The sequence below is a fragment of the Mitsuaria sp. MSU3D genome (genome assembly GCF_056867975.1).
The window spans coordinates 4,462,386-4,483,599 of the sequence record NZ_CP200314.1; the positions used below are offsets into that span (position 1 = coordinate 4,462,386).

General features: G+C 67.9%; 15 protein-coding genes and 1 tRNA gene. 5 read left to right on the plus strand and 11 right to left on the minus strand.

What is annotated here, in order from left to right:
* The first annotated feature begins 184 nt into the window (after positions 1–184).
* Positions 185–1,384 carry a 3-oxoadipyl-CoA thiolase gene (gene pcaF / locus AC1VNM_RS19615; RefSeq protein WP_377159675.1) on the plus strand — a complete coding sequence of 400 codons (1,200 nt, stop codon included), beginning with the start codon at positions 185–187 and terminating at the stop codon, positions 1,382–1,384.
* A 568-nt stretch (positions 1,385–1,952) separates the two neighbouring features.
* The gene (locus tag AC1VNM_RS19620) at positions 1,953–2,789 is read left to right on the plus strand and encodes an IclR family transcriptional regulator domain-containing protein (RefSeq protein ID WP_377159673.1); all 837 of its coding nucleotides are present in this window, start codon (positions 1,953–1,955) and stop codon (positions 2,787–2,789) included.
* A gap of 97 nt (positions 2,790–2,886) precedes the next feature.
* Here AC1VNM_RS19620 and AC1VNM_RS19625 read toward each other — a convergent pair whose 3' ends face one another.
* From AC1VNM_RS19625 to AC1VNM_RS19635, 3 genes are all read right to left on the minus strand, one after another.
* Positions 2,887–4,410: a 3-hydroxyacyl-CoA dehydrogenase gene (locus tag AC1VNM_RS19625; protein ID WP_483108005.1), complete on the minus strand. Its 1,524-nt coding sequence runs from the start codon at positions 4,408–4,410 to the stop codon at positions 2,887–2,889.
* A gap of 83 nt (positions 4,411–4,493) precedes the next feature.
* On the minus strand, positions 4,494–5,303 hold the full coding sequence (locus AC1VNM_RS19630) for an enoyl-CoA hydratase-related protein (protein ID WP_483108006.1): 810 nt from the start codon (positions 5,301–5,303) through the stop codon (positions 4,494–4,496).
* Positions 5,304–5,377: 74 nt separating this feature from the next.
* Complete coding sequence (locus AC1VNM_RS19635; protein WP_377159667.1) at positions 5,378–6,256, minus strand: LysR family transcriptional regulator; 879 nt, start codon at positions 6,254–6,256, stop codon at positions 5,378–5,380.
* A 138-nt stretch (positions 6,257–6,394) separates the two neighbouring features.
* On the opposite strand from AC1VNM_RS19635, the gene AC1VNM_RS19640 reads away from it, so the two are divergent.
* Both AC1VNM_RS19640 and AC1VNM_RS19645 read left to right on the plus strand, forming a co-directional pair.
* Positions 6,395–7,417: a DMT family transporter gene (locus tag AC1VNM_RS19640; protein ID WP_483108007.1), complete on the plus strand. Its 1,023-nt coding sequence runs from the start codon at positions 6,395–6,397 to the stop codon at positions 7,415–7,417.
* Between the two features lie 135 nt (positions 7,418–7,552).
* Positions 7,553–9,574 (plus strand): M13 family metallopeptidase, encoded by a 2,022-nt coding sequence (locus tag AC1VNM_RS19645; protein ID WP_483108008.1) that lies wholly within the window; start codon positions 7,553–7,555, stop codon positions 9,572–9,574.
* 208 nt (positions 9,575–9,782) lie between these two features.
* Here the strand turns inward: AC1VNM_RS19645 and glk are convergent, their stop codons facing one another.
* The 6 genes from glk to AC1VNM_RS19675 form a co-directional block, all read right to left on the minus strand.
* On the minus strand, positions 9,783–10,778 hold the full coding sequence (gene glk, locus AC1VNM_RS19650) for a glucokinase (RefSeq protein WP_377159661.1): 996 nt from the start codon (positions 10,776–10,778) through the stop codon (positions 9,783–9,785).
* 176 nt (positions 10,779–10,954) lie between these two features.
* The gene (locus AC1VNM_RS19655; protein WP_483108009.1) at positions 10,955–12,331 is read right to left on the minus strand and encodes a GH1 family beta-glucosidase; all 1,377 of its coding nucleotides are present in this window, start codon (positions 12,329–12,331) and stop codon (positions 10,955–10,957) included.
* A gap of 107 nt (positions 12,332–12,438) precedes the next feature.
* Positions 12,439–13,263 carry a carbohydrate ABC transporter permease gene (locus AC1VNM_RS19660; RefSeq protein WP_377159657.1) on the minus strand — a complete coding sequence of 275 codons (825 nt, stop codon included), beginning with the start codon at positions 13,261–13,263 and terminating at the stop codon, positions 12,439–12,441.
* The gene (locus AC1VNM_RS19665; RefSeq protein WP_483108010.1) at positions 13,250–14,257 is read right to left on the minus strand and encodes a carbohydrate ABC transporter permease; all 1,008 of its coding nucleotides are present in this window, start codon (positions 14,255–14,257) and stop codon (positions 13,250–13,252) included. The genes AC1VNM_RS19660 and AC1VNM_RS19665 overlap by 14 nt, the downstream gene beginning before the upstream one ends.
* Positions 14,258–14,267: 10 nt before the next feature.
* Positions 14,268–15,512, minus strand: coding sequence for an ABC transporter substrate-binding protein (locus AC1VNM_RS19670; RefSeq protein ID WP_483108011.1), 1,245 nt, complete (start codon positions 15,510–15,512; stop codon positions 14,268–14,270).
* Positions 15,513–15,574: 62 nt separating this feature from the next.
* Positions 15,575–18,019, minus strand: a complete 2,445-nt coding sequence (locus AC1VNM_RS19675) for a TonB-dependent receptor (RefSeq protein ID WP_377159652.1) — start codon at positions 18,017–18,019, stop codon at positions 15,575–15,577.
* 180 nt (positions 18,020–18,199) lie between these two features.
* On the opposite strand from AC1VNM_RS19675, the gene AC1VNM_RS19680 reads away from it, so the two are divergent.
* The gene (locus AC1VNM_RS19680) at positions 18,200–19,753 is read left to right on the plus strand and encodes a tryptophan halogenase family protein (protein ID WP_483108012.1); all 1,554 of its coding nucleotides are present in this window, start codon (positions 18,200–18,202) and stop codon (positions 19,751–19,753) included.
* 39 nt (positions 19,754–19,792) lie between these two features.
* Here the strand turns inward: AC1VNM_RS19680 and AC1VNM_RS19685 are convergent, their stop codons facing one another.
* Both AC1VNM_RS19685 and AC1VNM_RS19690 read right to left on the minus strand, forming a co-directional pair.
* Entirely contained in the window at positions 19,793–20,869 is a 1,077-nt protein-coding gene (locus AC1VNM_RS19685; protein WP_377159648.1) for a LacI family DNA-binding transcriptional regulator, read from the minus strand.
* Positions 20,870–21,105: 236 nt separating this feature from the next.
* Positions 21,106–21,190, minus strand: a tRNA-Leu gene (locus AC1VNM_RS19690).
* Positions 21,191–21,214 lie beyond the last annotated feature (24 nt).

Below are 21,214 nucleotides of genomic sequence, written 5' to 3' on the forward strand. Positions count from 1 at the left end.
CCCGGTTCGGACGCCCTCGTCAGCAGCTTCGGCTGCGGAGGGGCGCAACTTAAATCAAAAGCGCGTCAACCGTACGGCGTTGCGCATGATCGCGGGGGGATCGTGCAACTTGTCACAGGTTTTTCCTGCACCCCCCTATGATCCTCCGAACCTCGCATTCTCATAAAGATACAGGAGACTTTTCATGCACGCCTTCATCTGCGATGCGCAGCGCACCCCTTTCGGGCGTTACGGCGGCGCCCTGTCGTCGATTCGCGCGGACGATCTGGGTGCGGTACCGATCCAGGCCCTGATGGCGCGTCACCCGTCGTTGGACTGGGAAGCGCTGGACGACGTGTTCTACGGCTGCGCGAATCAGGCGGGCGAAGACAATCGCAACGTGGCGCGCATGTCCGCCCTGCTGGCTGGCCTGCCCATCGGCGCGCCCGGCGTGACGCTGAACCGGCTGTGCGGCTCCGGCATGGACGCCGTCGGCAGCGCCGCCCGAGCAATCCGGGCCGGTGAAGCCCATCTGATGATCGCCGGCGGCGTCGAAAGCATGAGCCGCGCGCCCTTCGTCATGCCCAAGGCGGAGACCGCATTCTCCCGCGCCAATGCCATCTACGACACGACCATCGGATGGCGCTTCATCAATCCGAGGATGAAGGCGCAGTACGGCGTCGACGCGATGCCGGAAACGGCCGAGAACGTTGCCGTCGATTTCGCCATCGCGCGCGACGCGCAGGACCGCATGGCGCTTTCCAGCCAAACCAAGGCACTGGCCGCGCAGCGCAACGGATTCTTTGACGCCGAGATCTGCCCGGTCACGATTCCCCAGAAGAAGGGCGACGCCGTCATCGTGCGCCAGGACGAGCACCCGCGCGAGACCAGCCTGGAGGCGCTGGCCAAGCTCAAGGGTGTCGTCCGACCGGACGGTAGCGTGACTGCCGGTAACGCGTCCGGTGTCAATGACGGCAGCTGCGCGCTGCTGATGTCCAGCGAAGCCGCGATCGCCCGGCACGGCCTGACCCCGCGGGCACGCGTGCTCGGCATGGCGACGGCCGGCGTTGCGCCGCGCATCATGGGCATCGGCCCTGCGCCGGCGACGCGGAAGGTCCTGGCCCAGGTGGGCCTGACCCTGGACCAGATGGACGTCATCGAACTGAACGAAGCCTTCGCCGCCCAGGGCTTGGCGGTGCTGCGAGACCTCGGACTGCAGGACGACGACGCTCGCGTGAACCCCAACGGCGGCGCGATTGCGCTGGGCCACCCGCTCGGCGCCAGCGGCGCCCGGCTGGTCACGACGGCGATCAACCAGCTCCACCGCATCCAGGGCCGCTACGCGCTGTGCACGATGTGCATCGGCGTGGGCCAGGGCATCGCGGTCGTCGTCGAGCGCGTCTGACCTGCTCAGGAGCCGGCGGTGACCGGCTTCCTGTCCCTCGTTCATGGCTGAACGCGACATTTTGAGAAGCGTTTGAGAATTCCAGCAGTCGCCCAGGTTGTCTGACCTCATTTTGGTGCAGGGCGAGAGCGTGATCGAGCCAACCACTGCGAACGGACCCATAGCCAAAGGTTGGGGGCGGCAAAGAAATAGTCATGGGCGCACGTAGGACCACGTAGGCGCCAATCGCACACCGCGTGTGATACTGACTTCGTTTGATGGCGCATACCGCTCATATATGTAGGGTATGCGGTGACAAGCATGATGTCTGACTATTGACCGCCTGCTTAGCGACCACCGACCGCGGTTTCGCGCACCTTTTTCCCGCTGAACGCCCACGTACACCACCTGACCAAGGCGGTGGGGCGTTCTGCGCAGAAAACGCACCAATTTGATGCATGAGCGTGCGATTTGCGGATAAAACATTTGCCCTGGCAAACATTCTTCACAGGGTTGTCCCTATAGTCGTGGACATCACCTGCTTACGCCCAGCAGATTTGGGCGTCAAACGCACGTCCTCCCTCCCGCCATGTCCGCTGCACGAGCCCACGATGATGAACTGACCGCAATCCAAGCGGTCGTCCCCTCCCCTGACGCTGAAGTCCGTACCGGTCCGCTGAAGCGTGATCTGGTCGCCGGCCTGGAAAAAGGCCTGGCCGTGATCGAAGCCTTTGATCAGGAACGCCCCAGACTGACCATCAGCGAGGTCGCCGGCCGCACCGGCCTGACCCGCGCGGCCGCCCGCCGCTACCTGCTGACGCTGACCCATCTGGGCTTTGTCTCGCAGGACCGCAAGATGTTCGCGCTGACCCCGAAGGTGCTTCGCCTGGGCCAGAGCTACATGCACTCCGCCCGCCTGCCGCGCATCATCGAACCCGAGCTGCACAAGCTGGCGTACGCGATGAAGGAAGCCTCGTCGGCCGGCGTGCTAGACGGCAACGACGTGATCTGCATCTCGGCGACGAGCGCGGGCCGCGTGGTCTCCCCGACGCTGCAGCCAGGCACGCGCGTGCCGGCCTACTGCACCGGCAACGGCCGCGTGCTGCTGGCGGCCCAGCCGCAAGCGGAAGTCGACGCCTTCATCGCCCGCCAGGAACTGACCGCGCTGACCCCGCACACGATCACGCATCCGGAACGCCTGCGCATCGAGATCGCCCGCGCCCGCGCCCAGGGTTACGCGCTGATCGACCAGGAGCTGGAGCAAGGCTTGCGCTCGGTGGCCGTGCCGCTGAAGAACTACAAGGGCGACACCGTCGCCGCGATGGCCATCAGCGTCCACGCGACGCGCATGAGCATGGAGCAGATGGTCGAGCACTGCCTGCCGCCGCTGCTGCAGGCGCAAGCGCACCTGCGCATGCTGCTCTGAGGCGTCCGGACTGCGCTCGAAAGCGCCAATGAAAAAGCGACCCGCGGGTCGCTTTTTTCATGTCCGGATCCAGGTCCGGTCGGTGCGAGCCTGCCGTTCAGGCCCACAGGCGCTGCCGCAGCAGCGGGCTGACGCGATAGCGCTCGCTGCGATACGCGTCGAAGAGCCCGTCGAGCATGTCGACGACGACCGGCGCGCCGAGCAGCGCGAGCCATTCGAAGGGGCCTGCCGGATAGTTGACGCCGAGTTTCATCGCCGTGTCGGCGCCGGCCTCGTCGCAGACCCCCTGCCAGACCGCGTCGGCGCCTTCGTTGACGAGCATCGCGATCGTCCGCGCGACGGCGAGACCAGGCACGTCGCGCAGGACCAGCGGCTCCCAGCCGAGGCTGCGCAGCAGCGTTTCGGCGCGCGTCCGCAGCGCCGCCTCGATGCGCGGCGCAAAGGCGATGGCCAGGCCGTCGATGCGGTCCGGGACCAGTGGCCAGTCGATCACGGCCAGGCCGGGCTGGCTGCGCTCATGCGCCAGCTGTGCGGCGCAACGCCCTCGAGTGAAGTGCAACTGCAGACCCTCGATGGCCGCGCCCTGCCAGTCCGCCGTCAGATCGCGCTCGAACGTGACGCCGCGCGTCATCATCCAGTCGCCGAGCCGGTCGATCAACACGCCCTGTCCCGCCAGCGTGACCGGACCGACGTCCTCCTCGGCGGGAGCGGCCGGTGGCGCGACGGCGGGCACGCCGTTGTAAAAGCCCTTGCCGGACTTGCGTCCCAGCCGGCCGCCGTCGACCAGCGCCTTTTGCACCAGCGACGGCTGATATCGCTTGTCGCCGAAGTTGGCCTCGAACACCGACTGCGTCACCAGGTAGTTGGTGTCGTGTCCGATCAGATCCATCAACTCGCAAGGCCCCATGCGAAAGCCGGCCCCGCGCAGCGCGCGGTCCAGCTGCGCGGGTGACCCGGCCAGTTCCTGCAGCAACGCGAGCGTTTCGGCGTAGTACGGCCGCGCGATGCGGTTCACGATGAACCCCGGCGTCGACTTCGCATGCACCGGCGTCTTGCCCCAGCGGCGCGACAACTGTTCGATCGCCGACGCGGCGGTGGAGGCGGTCTCCGCGCCCCCGACAATCTCGACGAGCTTCATCTGCGGCACTGGATTGAAGAAGTGCATGCCGACCAGGCGGCGCGGCGTCGCCATGCCGTTGGCGAGCGCGGTGATGCTGATGGAAGAGGTGTTGGACGCGATCAGCGCATCGAACGGCAGCAGGGCGTCGAGTTCACGCAACAGCGCCTGCTTGGGCTCGAGCTTCTCGACGATCACCTCGATCACGAGCGCTGCGTCTTTCAACTCAACCGTCGCGGCGGCCGGCGAGAGCCGGCCCATCACCGCTTCGCGCTCGGCCGCCTCCAGGCGTCCCTTGGACACGAGTCCGTCGAGCGCCTTGCCGATCTGCGCGATCGCCGCAGCGGCGGCGCCCTCACGCAGATCCATCAGCTGGACCGGGTGACCGGCCTGCGCCGCCACCTGCGCGATGCCCGCGCCCATCACGCCCGCGCCGATCACCGCCACCGGCGCCTGCGCGGCTTCGGCCGTCGCAATGCGCCAGGATCCCGTCGATTTCGCCATTGCTGTCTCCTGATCTTCTCTTCGTGTCTCGCTGTCGATCCTGCGAAGCGGCGCATCGCGCGCCGACCCGCGTCCTGTCACCGCTACGCTGCACCGTCGGGCTTCGGCACCCAGTCGGGCGGTCGTTTGGCGAGGAATGCGGCGAAGCCCTCCTTCGCCTCGGCGCCCATGCGCACGCGGGCGATGGTCTGGGCCGTCAGTTCGCGGACCTCGCCGCTCACCGGTCCGACCTCGAGCTGCGCGAACAGCGTCTTGATCTCCGCCTGCGCCTGAGGGCCGTTCATCAGCAGCTCCGCGATCCAGCGCTCAACGGCGCCGTCAAGTCCGCCGGCCGCGTCGCTCTCGACGACCTCATGCAACAGGCCGATTCTCAGTGCCTCGGCGGCGGGAATGCGACTGGCGGTCAACGCCAGCCGACGCGCCTCACGCGGGCCGACGGCGTTGATCACGTAGGGGCCGATCACCGACGGAAGGATCCCGAAGCGGGCCTCGCTGACGGCGAACTGCGCGCCCGCCGTGGCGACGGCGATGTCACAGGCCAGCGTCAATCCGACGCCCCCACCCAGCGCCACGCCGTGGACTTTCGCGATCGTCGGTTTCGGGCAGCGGGCGATGCGGTCCAGCATGCCGGAGAATCGGCGCGCGTCCTCGACGTTCCACGCCTGCGTCGCTTCCGACGCACGCTTCATCCATTGGAGATCGGCACCGGCGCTGAAGGCCTTGCCGGCGCCCTCCAGCACCACGATCCGGACGGCAGGATCCTGGCCAAGTCGCACGAAAGCGGCATCGAGATCCGCGATCATCGCTTCATCGAAGGCGTTGAACACCTCGGGCCGGTTCATCGTCACGCGGGTCACGCCACGCGTGTCGGTCGATATCTGCAGGGTCTCCACGATGCAGTCTCCGTTGTGATCGACGGAGTATCGCAGCCCGACCGGTCGGTCGAAAAATCAACCCGAACGTTCGTTCATTCCCGCCAGACTTCCTCGACCAGCTCGCGCAGCGCGGTCAGCGCATGCTCCTCGGGGCCATCCTTCTGGAGCCAGCACAGCCAGGTCTCGTCCTGCCAGTGCGGCCAGATGCGCAACTCGCCGGCGTCGACGGCGGCCTGCGCCTGATCCAGCCGGAGCACCGCCGCGCCGAGGCCGCTGGCGACCATGCCGCGCACGGCGGCTTCGGTCTCGGCCATCAGGCTGTGCGGCGGCTCGCGACCAGCGCTCTGGAAGAGGCGTTCGGCCGCGGCGCGCAGACCGCAGTCCACCGGCGTGCCGATCCACGGCAGCGACAGCAGCGCGTCGCGCGACACCGGCCAATCGCGGTCCGCGAAGCGACGCGGCACCGCGACCGCGAGTTCCATCCGTCGCAGGCGATTGACGATCAGCCCCTCGGCGGTCTCGCCGTCATGGAGCACGTACGCACAATCGACCTCGCCCCGGCGCAGCGCCTGCACGCTGTGCAGCGACAGACGCTGCATCAACTGCAGACCGATTCCGGGATGCCGTTCCGCCAGCTTGACCAGCACCTCGCCCAAGCGCAGCGAGATCGGGTCGCTGACCGTGCCCATGCGCAGCACGCCCTGGACGTCGCCGCGGATCTGCGCCGCCGCCTGGCGCAGGCGCTGCGCGGCGTCCAGCGTCCGTCGAGCTTCCTCGGCCAGCTTCTCGCCGGCGATCGTCAGTGTCATGCCGCGCGAGCTGCGTTCGAACAGCTGGACGCCGAGTTCCTCCTCCAGCGCCTTGATCTGCGCGCTGACGGCAGGCACGGACGTGAACACCTTCTCCGCGGCGCGGGTCAGGTTGCGTTCGGCCACGACGGCCAGAAAACTCTTCAGCTGGTACAGCTCCATGGGTCCGCATTCTGACAAGCCGCCGCGGGACCGTTGTTCACATTCTCGGAACGCGTGTTCCAAAGATGCGCATGGACCCCGCGCGAGGCGGCGCCCAGACTTCCCTCCCATCGAAGTCTTGCGAAAGCGAAGGGCGCCATGAGCCTCTCCAACCCCTATGCCGCCACCGTCGCGATGCTGTTCGCGGCGATCTCGTGGGGCAGCCTGTTCCTCGTCGGCAAGCCGGTGCTGAGCCGGCTCGATCCCATCTGGTTCACGGCGGTGCGCTACCTGCTCGCGGGTGTCGGCATGACGCTGCTGGTCGTCTTCTTCGGCGAACGGCCCTGGGCCAAGCTCCGCGCCCACTGGGGCACGCTGACGCGCTACGGCGTGCTGGGCTACGGCTTCTTCGGCATCCTGGTGCTGGAGGGGCTGAAGCTGTCGCTGCCCTCGCACGGCGCGGTGCTGATGGCGACGTTGCCGATGACGACGATCCTCCTGCGCTGGCTGCTCGACGGTCAGCGGCCGGGTATCGCGGTGGCCGGCGCGGCGGTGCTGGCGCTCAGCGGCGTCATCCTCGTCTCCGGCGTGCTGGGGCGCACCGACGGTCCGCCGCACATGCTGCTCGGCGACGCGCTGACGTTGCTGGGCACGGTCGGCTGGGTGCTCTACACGCGGGGCGCGGCGAAGGTGCCGGACCTCAGTCCGCTGGAATACACCGGCCTGACCGCCATCGCGGCGCTGCCCTGGCAGGTGGCCTTCGCGCTCGTCGCCACCGCCGGCGGCTGGATCGACGCGCCCGCTTGGCAGGACGTGACGACCGTCGCGCCGCATCTGATCTACATCGCGGCAGTGCCCACGGTGGCGGCGGTGGTCGCGTTCAACTTCGGCGTGCGGCAACTGGGCGCTTCGCGCGGGACACTGTTCCTGAACGGCGTGCCGGTGTCGGCACTGCTGATGAGCGTCGCGCTGGGCCAGCATCCGGCCATGCAGGAATGGATCGGCGCGGCGCTCGTCATCGCGGCCCTCACGCTGAGCACGAGGTCGCCGGCATCGGCAGCGCCGGCCATCGGCCTCAACGGCCTCAACGGCCTCACCGGAACAGCGGACCGTGCCTCCGGTAAAGCGGAGGTAAAGGTCGGGGCGATGGCGAGTACCGGCGGGCGGTGCGCAGCCACTTGAGGCGCCTCCCGGCAAGCTGGAAAGCCCCGGTGCGACGGGCGCCACAGACGGCCTCATGCCTTTTGTCATGGGGCTGTCTTCTGGCATAGGCTGGCGGCCTCGTCGGGCCCGGCCCGCGCTCAAGAGCTGCTTGCGATGAAGAATGTCCTCCGCCTCACCACCCTCGCCCTGCTGATGCAGCTGGGCGGCTTCGCGATGGCGGCACAGCCGCAATCGGGTCTGGATCTCAAGGGTTACGACAAGTCGGTCCGCCCGCAGGACGACCTCTTCCGCGCCGCCAACGGCCACTGGCTCTCGACCACCGAGATCCCCGCCGACAAGTCCTCCTACGGCGCCTTCCACCTGCTGGCGGACCTCTCCGACAAGCGGGCGCGCTCGATCATCGAGGACCTCTCGAAGAAGAAGGCCAAGGCCGGCACCGTCGAGCAGAAGATCGGCGACTACTACGCCGCCTACATGAACACCGCGGCGATCGACAAGGCCGGCCTCGCGCCGGTGAAGCCGCTGCTGGACAGCATCGCGGCGATCCAGACACGCGAGCAGTTGGCCATCTGGCTGGGCGCGCAGACCGGCGTCGTCGACTTGCCGGTGCCGCTGGGCATCGAGGCCGACTACCAGGACCCGACCATCAACCGCCTGCAGACCTGGCAAGGCGGCCTGGGCCTGCCGGACCGCGACTACTACCTGAAGAAGGACGACGAGCGCCTGTCCAAGGCGCGCGGCGCCTACGTCGACTACCTGCAGAAGCTGGCGAAGGCCGCGGGCATCGCGGATCCGGCGGGCAGCGCGCAGCGCGTGCTGGCGCTCGAGGAGCGTCTGGCCCAGGTGCAATGGGACAAGGTCGAGCTGCGCGATCCGCAGAAGACCTACAACCCGATGACGCCGGCCGAGCTGGCGCAGAAGGCGCCGGGCTTCGACTGGAACGCCTTCTTCACCGCCGCCTCGCTGCCGGGCCTGGACAAGCTCTCCGCTTCGCAGCCGAGCTACCTGACGGGCGCCGCGAAGATCCTGGGCGAAGCGCCGCTGGACGACCTCAAGCTCTACCTGACCTTCCGCACGATCGACGCCAACGCCTCGACGCTGCCCAAGGTCTACCGCGACGCACACTTCGCCTTCCACGGCGCGGCGCTGACCGGCGCGAAGAGCCCGCTGCCGCGCTGGCAGCAGGCGGTGGGCAACGTCAACGGCGCGCTGGGCGAAGCCGTCGGCGAGGTCTACGTCACGCGCTACTTCCCCGCCGCGGACAAGGCGCGGATGGTGGAGCTGGTCAACAACCTGCTGGCCTCGTACAAGGAGTCGATCGACAAGCTGAGCTGGATGACGCCGTCGACCAAGGCGCAGGCGCAGGACAAGCTGTCGAAGTACATGGTGAAGATCGGCTACCCCGACGTCTGGCGCGACTATGCCGCGCTGGAAGTCAAGGCGGGCGACGCGGTGGGCAACAACCTGCGCGCATCGACCTTCGAATGGAAGCGCCAGGCCGCCAAGGCCAGCAAGCCGGTCGATCGGCGCGAATGGCTGATGACGCCGCAGACGGTCAACGCGTACTACAACCCGACGCTCAACGAGATCGTCTTCCCGGCCGCCATCCTGCAACCGCCCTTCTACAACACCAAGGCGGACGATGCGGTGAACTACGGTGCCATCGGCGCGGTGATCGGGCATGAAATCAGCCACGGCTTCGACGACCAGGGCAGCCAGTTCGACGGTGACGGCAAGCTGCGCAACTGGTGGACCGACGACGACCGCAAGGCCTTCGACGCGATCGGTGCAAAGCTGGTCGCGCAGTACGAGGGGTACGAGCCCATCGCCGGCAAGCACCTGAACGGCAAGCTGACGCTGGGCGAGAACATCGCCGACCTGTCCGGCCTGCAGATCGCCTACAAGGCCTACCTGCGCTCGCTGGGCGGCAAGCCGGCTCCGGTGATCGATGGCTACACGGGTGAGCAGCGCTTCTTCATGGGCTGGTCGCAGGCCTGGCGCGAGAAGGCGCGTGACGAGCGCAAGCTGCAACTGCTGACGATCGATCCGCACTCGCCGCCGGAGTTCCGTGCCAACGGTGCCGCCGTCAACCACGACGGTTTCCACGAGGCCTTCAAGACCAAGCCGGGCGACAAGATGTTCAAGCCCAGCGAGGACCGCATCCGGATCTGGTAACACCTGACCCCGCAACGGACGGCCGGCGACTACCAAGTCCCCGGCCGTTTTTCATCGCAGTCCTCGGTCGCCACCTTCACAGTCCTCGGTCGCAAACCCGTGGAAGGATGACAGTGATGGGGGACGGCGATGCGTGGGGTTTTGGCGCTTGACGCCAAGGCCCCATGCATCGGCGGCCAACGCCCCGACCGAAGAAGGACAACCGCCCTCAGTGCGTCAGCACATCCCGGTCAAGCGCGCGGCTTGCACCGAGCAACGGCGCCTGATCCGCCTCGTGGACGACGAACGTGGGGATGGCTCGCAGATATGACGTCAATCGTCCACAGGTCTCGAAACGCGTCCGGAACGGGCTGCGATCGAACCACTCGCCGAGGCGAGGCACGATGCCACCGCCGATGTAGAGCCCGCCACGCGCGCCCAGCGTGAGCGCGACGTGGCCGGCGATGTCGCCGAGCAGCGCGCAGAACATGCTGACGACGTCGCTGCTGAAGGGTTCGCCGGCGAGCGCGGCGGCGGTGATGGCCGGCGCGGTCCGACCTTCGCCGGGTGCGAGCTTGAGTCCGCGCAGTTCGGCGAGCGCCGTGTAGAGATTTTCAAGTCCAGGCCCGGACACCGCGCGCTCCGCCGACACATGACCGAAGCGACGATGCAGCAGGTCGAGCACGGCACGCTCCTCGGGCTCGTACGACGAGAGCGTCGCATGCCCGCCCTCGCCGCCGACGGCGACCATCGAGGTCCCATCCTCGGACGGCAGCAGTCCCGAGACGCCCAATCCTGTCCCTGGTCCGACCAACCCACGCGCCGCACCGACGACGGCTTCGCCGCCACCGACCTTGCGCGTCGACTGCGGCCCGATCGTCGGCAACGCCAGCGCCAGCGCCGTGAAGTCGTTGATCACCAGCAGCCGCTCCGCCCCGAGCGCCGACTGCAGCGCCCGCGTGGAGAAGCTCCAGTGGTGATTGGTCATCCGGACATGGTCGCCGGTGACCGCTGTCGCGATGCCGATCGCGCAGCTGCGCGGCGTCGGCAGGCCCTCGCGATGCAGGTGATAGAAGATGGCGTCCGCGAGCGTGTCGAAGTCCTGGCAGACATATCGCGCCACGTGTTCCAGCGGCTCGGCCGCACCGCCCTGGCTGGCGAAACGCACGTGCGTCGCGCCCACATCCGCCAGCAACCGCGCTGGCGCCGTTGCGCCCTGTGTCATGCCTTGTGCTCCTTCACCGATGCTCCATGCGTTTGCGGGGCAAGTGGGTCGCCTGCCCCGAAAAGTCATGGATGCTGCCACAGTCCGTCGCAGGATCCCGGTGACGGACGCCGTTGCGGCCGGTGTTTAGCGCGTCGCGCTCAACGTCCCCATCAACGCGCCTTTCAACGCGCCCGTCAGCGACCGGCCTTGAATGCCGCGATCGCGTCGCGATACCAGTGCGCGCTGTCCTTGGCCAGCCGCTGCTGCGACGCATAGTCGACGTGGAACAACCCGAAGCGCTTGAGATAGCCCGAGTTCCACTCGAAGTTGTCCAGCAGGCTCCAGTAGAAATAGCCACGCACGTCCGCGCCCAGCGCCACCGCCTGCGCCAGCGCTTCCAGGTGGCCGCGCAGGTAGGCGATGCGCGCCGCGTCAGGCACGCGGCCGTCCACGACGCTGTCCGCGTTGGCCATGCCGTTCTCGGTGATGACGATCGGCGGCGGCGTGTACTCGCGCGTGATGCGCAGCAGGTGCTGGGTCAGCGCCTGCGGGTAGATCTCCCAGCCCATGTCGGTGAAGCCGAGCTCCCCCGGCGGCGTCACGAACTGCTGCTGCCCGTTGAGCACGCTGCGGGTGTAGAAGTTGATGCCCAGGAAGTCCAGCGGCTGCTGGATCAGCGCGAGGTCGCCGTCCTGGATCTTCGGCGCGTCGGCGCCCAGGTGTTCGACGATGTCCGCCGGGTACTGGCCGCGGAACACCGGGTCCATGTACCAGCGCACGTTGGTGCCGTCGTCGATGCGCGCGGCGCGGCGGTCGTCCTCGCTCAGCGGATCGGCCGGGAAAGACGGCGTGTGGTTCAGCACGATGCCGAGCTGGGCCTTGGAACCGACCGCGCGCATCGCCTGCATCGCGGCGCCGTGCATCATCAGCAGGTGGTGCGAGACTTGGTAGGCCTCGGCCCGGCTGGTGTGGCCGGGCGCGAACTGCGCCGTCTCGTAGCCCAGCGTGGCCGAGCACCACGGCTCGTTCAGCGTGGCGATCGTCGACAACCGGTCGCCGAAGCGCCGCGCGATCTCGGCGGCGTACTCGGCGAACAGCGGGACCACGTCGCGCGACAGCAGCCCGCCGATCGAATCGTCCAGCGCCTGCGGCAGGTCCCAGTGGTAGAGCGTCGCGTTGGGCTTGATGCCCGCGGCGAGCAGTTCGTCGATCAGCCGGTCATAGAACGCGAAGCCGGCCTCGTTCCACGCGCCGCGTCCCAGCGGCTGCACGCGCGGCCAGGAGAACGAGAAGCGGTAGGCGTCCAGCCCCAGCCACTTCATCAGCTTCACGTCCTCGGGATAACGGCGGTAGTGGTCGCAGGCCACGTCGATGTTGGACGCGTCCTTGATGCGGCCCGGCTGGGCGCAGAAGCGGTCCCAGATCGACTCGCCCTTGCCGTCCTCGCGGGCCGCGCCCTCGATCTGCGCGGCGCTGGTGGCGGAGCCCCATTGGAAGTCCGCGGGCAACGACTGGATCAGCGATTGGAAGGTGGCGGTGTCTGCGGCGGGGTTGGCGTCGTTCGCGTGCATGGTGGTGGCAGTCGTGGTCGAAGAGATCGAGGGAATCGAGGAGGTCGAAGGAATCGCGGGAGAGGACATGGCGTTTCCGGCGGTCGGTTGCGGGGAGCGTGCCGGCCTCAGCCGCGCACGGCTCCCGAGGTCAGCCCGGCGACCAGCCGCCGGGCGCTGAAGAAGTACGCCACCAGCAGCGGCAGCATCGCGATGGCGCTGCCGATCATCAGCGCGCCCCATTCCGTGTTGTTGGGCGCCTGCATCGAGCGCAGCGCCAGCGGCAGCGTGTAGTTCTCGGCCGAGCGCATGACGACCAGCGGCGCGACGAAGTTGTTCCAGCTCGCGATGAAGGTGATCAGCCCCAGCGTGCCCAGCGCGGGCGTCAGCAGCGGCAGCACGATGCTCCAGAAGATGCGCAGCTCGCCGCAGCCGTCGATGCGTGCGGCGTCGATCAGGTCCGGCGGGATCGCGGAGCCGATGTACTGCCGCATCAGGAAGATGCCCAGCGCGCTCGCGGCCGCCGGCACATACAGCGCGCGGGGCTCGTCGATCCAGCCCAGCGCGTCCATCACCATGAAGCTCGGGATCATGTGCAGGAAGGCCGGCAGCATCATCGAGCCGAGCACGATCGCGAAGAGCGTGCGCTTGAAGCGGAACTCGTAGATCGCGAACGCGTAACCGGCCAGCGAGCACAACAGCAGGTTCAGCGCCGTCGTCATCGACGCGACGTAGAGGCTCATCCCGAGGTTGCGCCAGAACGGCAGGCGCTCCTCGAGCAGCCGCAGGTTCGAAGGTGCGGCGTCGCCGAACCACAGCGGCGGCGGCGTATTGAAGATGTCCGTGCGGCCATGCGTCGCGAAGACGAAGGTGAAGTACAGCGGCGCCACCAGCAGCAGCGCGCCCCCGGCGACGATCAGCCCCGCCAGCCAGTTCTTCTTACCGCGTGTCATGGCGACTCCGCGGATCGCGGCCGAAGAGCCGCGCGTTGACCCAGGTCAGCACGGCGATCAGCACGAACATCAACCACGACATCGCCGACGCGGTGCCGAAGTCGCCGTCCGAGAACGCCGTCCGGTACATGAAGATCGCCGTCGTCATCACCGACGACGCGACGCCCTTCTCGCCGTCGACGAGGATGAACGGCTCCTCGAACAGCTGCAGGTTGCCGATGATCGTCAGCGTCACCGCGAAGAACATCATCGGCTTGAGCAGCGGCAGCGTCACGTGCCAGAACTGCTGCCACTCGGTCGCGCCGTCCAGCGTCGCCGCCTCGTAGAGGTCCTTGTCGATGACCTGCAGGCCCGACAGATAGAGCACGAGGTTCCAGCCCAGGTAGCGCCAGAACACGACGAAGGCCACGGCAGGCCGCGTGACGTCGGCGTCTCCCAGCCAGTCGATGCCGCCCTCCTTCAGCGCCGTCAGCGAGGCCAGCGGACTGCCGATGAAAGGGATGCGCGTCAGCTCGGCCAACGCGGCGTTGATCAGGCCGTAGTCCTTGGAATACAGCGTGGTGAAGATCAGCGCGATCGCGACGCTCGACGTGATGTACGGGACGAAATACGCGCCGACGATCAGGTCCCGGCCGCGCTTGAAGCGGCGATGGATGAAGAACGCCAGAGGCAGTGCCACCAGGTGCTGCGGAACGCCGGCCACCAGCGCGAACCAGGCGGTGTTGTAGAGCGCGTCCCAGAACCACGGGTCGGTGAGCGCGTAGCCGTAGTTCTCCAGCCCGACCCAGTGCATCGTGTGCAGGCCTTCGGCCGGGTTCCACTGCTGCAGCGACAGGTAGATCGAGAACACCAGCGGGAACAGGCTGAACACCAGGAACAGCGCGAAGAACGGCGCGATGAACAGGTAAGGCGCGAGACGCCGCGAGCGCAGCGCCGGCAACCGGAACGATGGCCAGCGCAGTGCGGACAGCGAGGGGAATCGACGCGCAGACATGCGTGTGACCTCAGCGGCGGCGCGCGCGGCGTTCGATGAGATGGCGCGCGTCGGCCAGGGCCTCCGCGATGGCCTTGCCCTTGGCGATGACGCGCTCGAACTCGTCGCGGATCACCGTCGTGGCCAGCGCGTCGAAGCGGTTCACCGGGATCGCGGGGATCTGCGACGCGGTCTCGCGCCACAGCTGGCGCGCGCGCTGGCCGCCAAGGAAGGCGATCGGTTCGTCCATCACCGGATCGCGCAGCACCGCGCGCATCGCGGGGAAGCTGTCGAGCACCTTCAGCGACTCGAGCTGCACCTGCGCGTCAGCCGTCATCAAGCGGATGAAGTCCCAAGCGGCCGTCTTGTTGGCGGCCTTCTTCGGGATCGCATAGAACGATCCGCCGTAGGCCGCCTGCACGCCGCCGGGCAGCGGCGCCGAACGCCACAGCCCCGCCGTCTGCGGCGCGATCCAGTTGCGCAACTGGCCGACCAGCCACGCACCCATCATCTGCGTCGCGATGCGGCCCTGCTTGAAGCCGGCCGCCCAGTCGTTGGTCCACGCGATCGCACGCGCGTCCAGGCCCGCGCGGCGCGCGGCGCGGCCGAGCTCGAACGCGTGGCGGAAGCGGGCCGATTCGACGAGCACGCGGCCCTCCGCATCGAAGTAGAGCCCCTCGCCGTCCTGAATCCCCTGGCGCAGCGCGATGTCGCGCAGGTCGGCCGCATCGGCCATCAGGTACGCGCCGGTGGCCTTGCGGATGCGCTCGCCGGCGGCGAGGTACGAGGACCAGTCGCGGGTGATCTCCGCCTCGCTGACACCGGCCCGGTCGAGCAGGTCCTTGCGATAGATCAGCGTGCCGGGGCCGATGTCGGCGGGGATCGCGACCTGCGCGCCGGTCGGCCCCACGCCCTGCGTCATTGCGAAGCGGACGTACTCGTCCGCATGCGCGGCCGCGTTGAACGGCGCCTGGTTCAGGTCGACGAATCCGCCCGAGCCGGCGAACTTGCCGATGTAGCGCAGGTCGATGGCCATCACGTCGGGCAGGCCGGAGCCGGTCGCCAGCGCGGTCGTCATCGACAGGTGGTGATCGGCGTACTGCATCGACAGCAACTTGAGCTCGACGTCCGGATGCAGCGCGCGCCAGCGCGGCGCGGCGGCGATCGCGGCGCGATCGAGATCGGGGAATGTGGCGACGCGCAGCACCGAGGTCGGCGTGCGCGTCGGGAGCACCTGGGCCGCCGCAGGGAGCGAGGCAGGAACGGCGGCGGCCACCCCGGCAGCCAGCAGCGCGCACGCTGCCGATCGCCGGTTCAGGTGGACAGTCGGCACAGCGCTCAGAAGTTGTAGCCTGCGTTCACGCCGAAGGTGCGGGGCGCCGCGTACTGCGCGGTCCAGACCGGATTGGCGAAGCTGACCGCGCTGCCGGCGCTGGTCTTGATCTTCTCGTCCGAGACGTTGCGCACGAAGCCGTCGACGTACCAGTTCTTCTTCGACGAGTAGCGCACGCTGATGTCCGCCGTCGAATACGCCTTCTGACGATCGCCCTCGCCCAGGTTGAACACCGACAGCCAGTTGGCCGACTGGTAGTGGTAGCTGATGCGCGGCGCGACCTGATCGCCGTTGGCGAGCGGGAAGACGTGTTCGTACATCAGCTGGATCGCCACCTTCGGCGCGTGCGGCAGCTCGTTGCCGGTGACGTTCAGGCAGGTGCCGCCCAGCGTCGGGTCGAAGCAGGTCGGCAGCTGGTAGTCGTTGGACGCGGCCACCAGCGCGCCGAGCTTGGTCTTCGTGTACGAGGCCGACAGCATCAGCTTGTCGTCGTTGGTGATCATCCAGGCGGTCTCGAGCTCGAGACCGGACACCTTCGCGCCCTCCGCGTTGGAGTACGCGAACTGGCGGTTGCCGTTGACGATGACCGGCGCGCTGAACTGGAAGTCCTTGAACTTCATGTGGTACGCGCTGACGTTGAAGGTCATGCGGCCGTCCAGCAGCGAAGTCTTGTAGCCGACCTCGTAGTTGGTGAGCGTCTCCGGACCGTAGGGCAGGCCGCCGTCGCCGGTGCCGCCGGACTTGTAGCCGGTGGACACGCTGCCGTAGGCCATCGAGTTCTTGTCGATGTCGTAGGTCGCGCGCGCCAGCCAGGTGGTCTTGCTGCCCTTGTAGTGCGCGTCGTTGATGTTGCCCGCCTGGTAGCCGTTGGCCGGATCGGTGGGATCGATCGTCGGATTGAGCGGGATCTGCGGCGCCGCCGCGTTGTATGCCCAGGTCCAGCCGCGGCCGCCGATGTTCTTGCGGTCGTCGTGCGTGTAGCGCAGGCCGCCGGTCAGGTGGAACGCGTCGGTCAGGTTCCAGGTCGCCTGGCCGAAGGCGGCCTTCGAATCGACCGTCTCCTTGGGCTGGATGAACGAGCCCTGCCAGCTCACCGTGCCCTGCTGCGTCCCGTTCATGATCGGGATGTCGAAGCGGATGCCGTTGTCCTCGGCCGCGTAGTACAGGCCCAGCACCCAGTCGATGGTCTGCTTCTGCGTGCTCTGCAGCGTCAGCTCATGGCTCTGGCTGCGGTAGCTGGTCCAGACGGTGTTGTCTTCCTGGTGGTTGGCGCCGGTCGTGAAGCTGGTCGGCATCTGCACGCCGAGGTCCTGGTCGTAGGTGCCCGAGCCCTTGAAGTGCGTGTAGCCCGCGACGTAGGCCAGCGACATGCCGCCCATGTCGTACTCGGCGCGGCTGCGGATCGACGTGGAGTCGCGCTTGAGCGACGGCGCCGTGTCGATCAGCGCGGACCAGAACTTCTGGCCTTCGCGCGGCGTCTGCATCAGGCTCATCGCCGGCGTGCCACGGTCGGCGAACTGCTCGACCGACACGTCCCAGCGGAAGGCCTTGATCGGCTGCCAAAGGAAGCTCAGGCGCGCGGCGGTCTGGTCCTGCGCGTTGTACTTCGGTCCGCCGGTGGTGAACAGGTTGTAGTTGATCGGCTGGAACGGCGGGAAGGTGCCGCCCGTGTTGCCCGCGTTGTACGCCGCCTGCTGCTGCGCCAGCGTGTACTGCGTGGGCTTCTGGTAGTCGACGTAGCCGTCGTGCTGCTCGTGGATGAAGGCCACGCGCGCGGCGAGCGTGTCGCCCAGCGGGATGTTGATCGCGCCCTTCGCGCCCAGGCGGTTGTAGCTGCCGGTGCCGAGCTCGACGTAGCCGGTGTTGTCCTTCAACACCGGCTTGGCCGTCTTCATGTTGATCGTGCCGACGGTGGAGTTGCGTCCCCACAGCGTGCCCTGCGGGCCGCGCAGCACTTCGATGCCGTCCAGGTCGAACAGCATGGTCGCGGCGCCCTCGGGCCGCGGCGCGAAGACGCCGTCGACGAACAGCGCGACCTCGGGGTCGGCGTATTCGGTCTTGGCGGAGTCGTTGCCGATGCCGCGCAGCGTGATGCTCACGATGCCGTGGTCGCCCTGCCCGGTGCCCTGCATGCTGGGCACGAGGTTGAACACGTCGAGCATGCTCTTGACGTGGGCGTCGTCGATGGTCGACGCGCTGATCGCGGTCACCGCGATCGGGGTCTTCTGCAGCGAGGTGCTGCGCTTGGTCGCCGTGACGACGACCTGCGGCAACGCCTTGTTCTCCTTGGCGTCGGTCGAGGACGCGGAGCTGCTGCTTTCGGCCTGCGGCGCAGGCGCGGGAGCTTCGGTCGATTGGGCGTGGGCGGCGCCGGCCATCAGCGCGAGGACCGCGATCTGGACAGGCGTGGACAGGCCGAGGCGCGGCCGGCGGATGAGGCGGTCAGTCATGTTGTCTCCTGGTGGGCTTTCGATACGAAGCTCTGTTCCGGGTCTTGTTCTTGTAATTTGAGTGCATCGTAGGCAACGCATGACAACGCTGTCAACGGGTCGATTGACATCGTTGTCATTTTGCTCACTATCATTTACCCGTAGATCGGACCGCGCCCCACAACATCAGGAGACAAGCGCATGCAGCCCATCCAGGACATCCTCATCGTCGGCGGCGGCACGGCCGGCTGGCTGACCGCCGCGTTCCTCGCGCGACAGCTCGGCACCACGCACGGCGGCGTCCGCATCACGCTGGTGGAGTCCAGCGACATCGGCATCATCGGCGTGGGCGAAGGGACCTTCCCGTCGATCCGCGGCACGCTGTCGGCGATCGGCATCGCCGAGGCGGAATTCCTCGAGGCCTGTTCGGCGACGTACAAGCAGGGCATCCGTTTCGAGCATTGGGTGCGGCCGCCGGGGACGCCCGGCGCCGATCACTACTTCCATCCGTTCAGCCAGCCGAGCCAGCGCCCCGGCGCGCCGGAACTGCTGCCGTACTGGCTGATGGGCGAGGCCGGCGAGGGGCGCGCGTTCGCGGAGGCGGTGACGCTGCAGAAGGCGGTGGCCGATGCCCGGCATGGACCGAAACGCGCGAGCGACGGGGACTTCCTCGGGCCGCTGAACTATGCGTATCACTTCGACGCGGGGCGCTTCGCCGCGCTGCTGGCGGAGCACGGGCAGGCGCTCGGCGTGAAGCGCGTGATCGCGACGGTGGATCGCGTGGACCTCGATGAACAAGGCGCGATCGCCGCGGTGCACACGAAGGAGGCCGGCACGCTGACGGCCGGGCTCTATGTCGATTGCAGCGGCTTCCGCGCGCGGTTGATCGGCGAGGCGCTGGGTTCACCGTTCAAGTCGATGAGCGACGTGCTGTTCGTCGACAGCGCGCTCGCGATGCAGGTGCCGTATGCGAAGCCCGATGCGCCGATCGCGTCGTACACGATCGCGAGCGCGCAGGACCACGGCTGGATCTGGGACATCGGGCTGCAGGAGCGCCGCGGGATCGGTCACGTCTACAGCAGCCGGTACTGCGACGACGACGAGGCGGAACGCGCGCTGCGGCGCTACATCGGCCCGGCGTCGGACGCGCTGACGCCGCGCAAGCTCGCGCTCAACATCGGCTACCGCGAGACGCAGTGGGTGAAGAACTGCGTGGCGGTCGGCCTGTCGGGTGGGTTCCTGGAGCCGTTGGAGTCCTCGGGCATCGGGCTCATCGAGACGGCGGCCTATCTGATCGGGCAGCTGTTCCCGTTCAACGGCGACACAGCGCCGGTGGCGAAGCACTTCAACGCGTTCATGAAGGAACGCTACGCGCGGATCGTCGACTTCATCAAGCTGCATTACGGACTGACGCGGCGCACGGACACCACGTTCTGGCGCGACAACGCGGATCCGGCGTCGTTCACGGACTCGCTGAAGGAGAAGCTCGCGATGTGGCGCTGCCGGCCGCCGCAGCGGCTGGACTTCATCACCGACGTCGAGATGTACCTGCCGGCGAGCTGGCAGTACGTGCTCTACGGGATGGAATTCGAGACCCAGCTCGGGACCGGCGCTGCCGCACTGATGCGCAGCGAGGAGGCCCGGCGGGAGTTCGCGACGATCGCGCAACTCGGCGCGCATGCGCTGCGGGATCTGCCGCCGCATCGGGTGTTGATCGAGCAACTCCTCGCGCGGACGGGACGGCGGGCCGCCTGAAGGCACGTCGCGAGGACGGGCCTCGGGCGCTCGAAGCGCTCAGGGCTTCTTGAGGCGCGGCGCGGTGGTTGTGCCGAGCACCGCGGTGGAGTCGCGCACGACCAGTTCATGCGGCAGGACGCGGTGCCGGGGCTTGGCGGCCTCGTCGGCTTCCGCATCCGGCTCGGCATCGCGCGGCGCGCCGATCAGCAGGTCCACGGCGACGCGCGCCATGTCGTCCATCGGCTGGCGCACCGTCGTCAAGGGCGGCCACACGCGCGCGGCGGCGGGTGTGTCGTCGAAGCCGGCGATCGAGAGATCGCCCGGCACCGCCAGGCCGAGGCGCTGCGCCGCGGCGAGCACGCCCAGCGCCATGTCGTCGTTGCTCGCGAAGACCGCGGTCGGACGCTGGCGACGGCTCAGCAGCTGATAGGCGGCCTCGACACCGGCGTCGAAGGTGAAGTCGCCCTGCACCACCAGGTCCTTGTCCAGCGGCAGCTTGTGCGCCTTCAACGCGGACAGGTAGCCCTGGTACCGGCGCTTGGAAGCGACCTGCTCCTTCGCCCCCTTGATGATCGCGATGCGGGTGTGTCCCAGACTGATCAGCAGGTTGGTGATCTCCTCGGCGGCGTGGACGTCGTCCATGCGGACGCTCGGGTGGTCGGGCTGGTCGGCGGCAGGGGAGATCAGCACGCAAGGGGTCTGGCTCTCGCGCAAGGCGGCCAGGACCTGGGGGTGGTCGCACAGCGGGGGCGTGAGGATCATGCCGTCGGGGCGCAGCGCGGAGACCATGCGGTCAACCTGCATCGCGAGGTCAGGCGCGTCGTTGTGGAGGGACTCGACGACCAGGTGGTAGCCGGCCTCGCGGCAGCGCAGCGTCGCGCCTTGCTGGACACCGCCGACGAAGGCCGCGGACGGGTCGTAGTACAGCAGGCCGATCAGGAAGGAGCGGCCGCCGGCGAGGCTGCGGGCGGATTGCTTCGGGCGATATTTGAGGTCGGCGACGACCTTCAGGACCGCCTCGCGGGTTTCCGTGTGGACGCCGGGCTCCTGATTCAGAACCCGGGATACCGTCTTGATGGAGACCCCCGCTTCTCGGGCAACGTCGATGATGGTGGCGGGTTTACGTGGCGGCATATGGGTCCGGAAGGCTCGCCCGACTTTGCCATAGGGAAACGGTCGGCGTGGGAGGGGAGCCCCGGAGCACCTCAGCACCGCTCGCCGACCCCGCTGGAGAGGACTCGGTCACGCAAGCGCGACCCCGGTTTGGACCTCACGGTCCAAACCATTCGAGTCCTCCCGTGATGTCCCCCGGACATCACTTCCTGGGCCTCAGAATGAGAAAAGCCGGCTAGAAGCCGGCTTTTCAGATTTGGTGCCCAGGAGAGGACTCGAACCTCCACGGAGTTACCCGCTAGTACCTGAAACTAGTGCGTCTACCAATTCCGCCACCTGGGCTTTCAGGATTTCTTCCCCGTCACA

Coding starts and splice junctions, on each gene's coding strand:
- pcaF (WP_377159675.1), top strand. CDS start 185: ATGCACGCCTTCATCTGCGATGCGCAGCGCACCCCTTTCGGGCGTTAC.
- AC1VNM_RS19620 (WP_377159673.1), top strand. CDS start 1,953: ATGTCCGCTGCACGAGCCCACGATGATGAACTGACCGCAATCCAAGCG.
- AC1VNM_RS19625 (WP_483108005.1), bottom strand. CDS start 4,410: ATGGCGAAATCGACGGGATCCTGGCGCATTGCGACGGCCGAAGCCGCG.
- AC1VNM_RS19635 (WP_377159667.1), bottom strand. CDS start 6,256: ATGGAGCTGTACCAGCTGAAGAGTTTTCTGGCCGTCGTGGCCGAACGC.
- AC1VNM_RS19640 (WP_483108007.1), top strand. CDS start 6,395: ATGAGCCTCTCCAACCCCTATGCCGCCACCGTCGCGATGCTGTTCGCG.
- AC1VNM_RS19645 (WP_483108008.1), top strand. CDS start 7,553: ATGAAGAATGTCCTCCGCCTCACCACCCTCGCCCTGCTGATGCAGCTG.
- glk (WP_377159661.1), bottom strand. CDS start 10,778: ATGACACAGGGCGCAACGGCGCCAGCGCGGTTGCTGGCGGATGTGGGC.
- AC1VNM_RS19655 (WP_483108009.1), bottom strand. CDS start 12,331: ATGCACGCGAACGACGCCAACCCCGCCGCAGACACCGCCACCTTCCAA.
- AC1VNM_RS19660 (WP_377159657.1), bottom strand. CDS start 13,263: ATGACACGCGGTAAGAAGAACTGGCTGGCGGGGCTGATCGTCGCCGGG.
- AC1VNM_RS19665 (WP_483108010.1), bottom strand. CDS start 14,257: ATGTCTGCGCGTCGATTCCCCTCGCTGTCCGCACTGCGCTGGCCATCG.
- AC1VNM_RS19675 (WP_377159652.1), bottom strand. CDS start 18,019: ATGACTGACCGCCTCATCCGCCGGCCGCGCCTCGGCCTGTCCACGCCT.
- AC1VNM_RS19680 (WP_483108012.1), top strand. CDS start 18,200: ATGCAGCCCATCCAGGACATCCTCATCGTCGGCGGCGGCACGGCCGGC.
- AC1VNM_RS19685 (WP_377159648.1), bottom strand. CDS start 20,869: ATGCCGCCACGTAAACCCGCCACCATCATCGACGTTGCCCGAGAAGCG.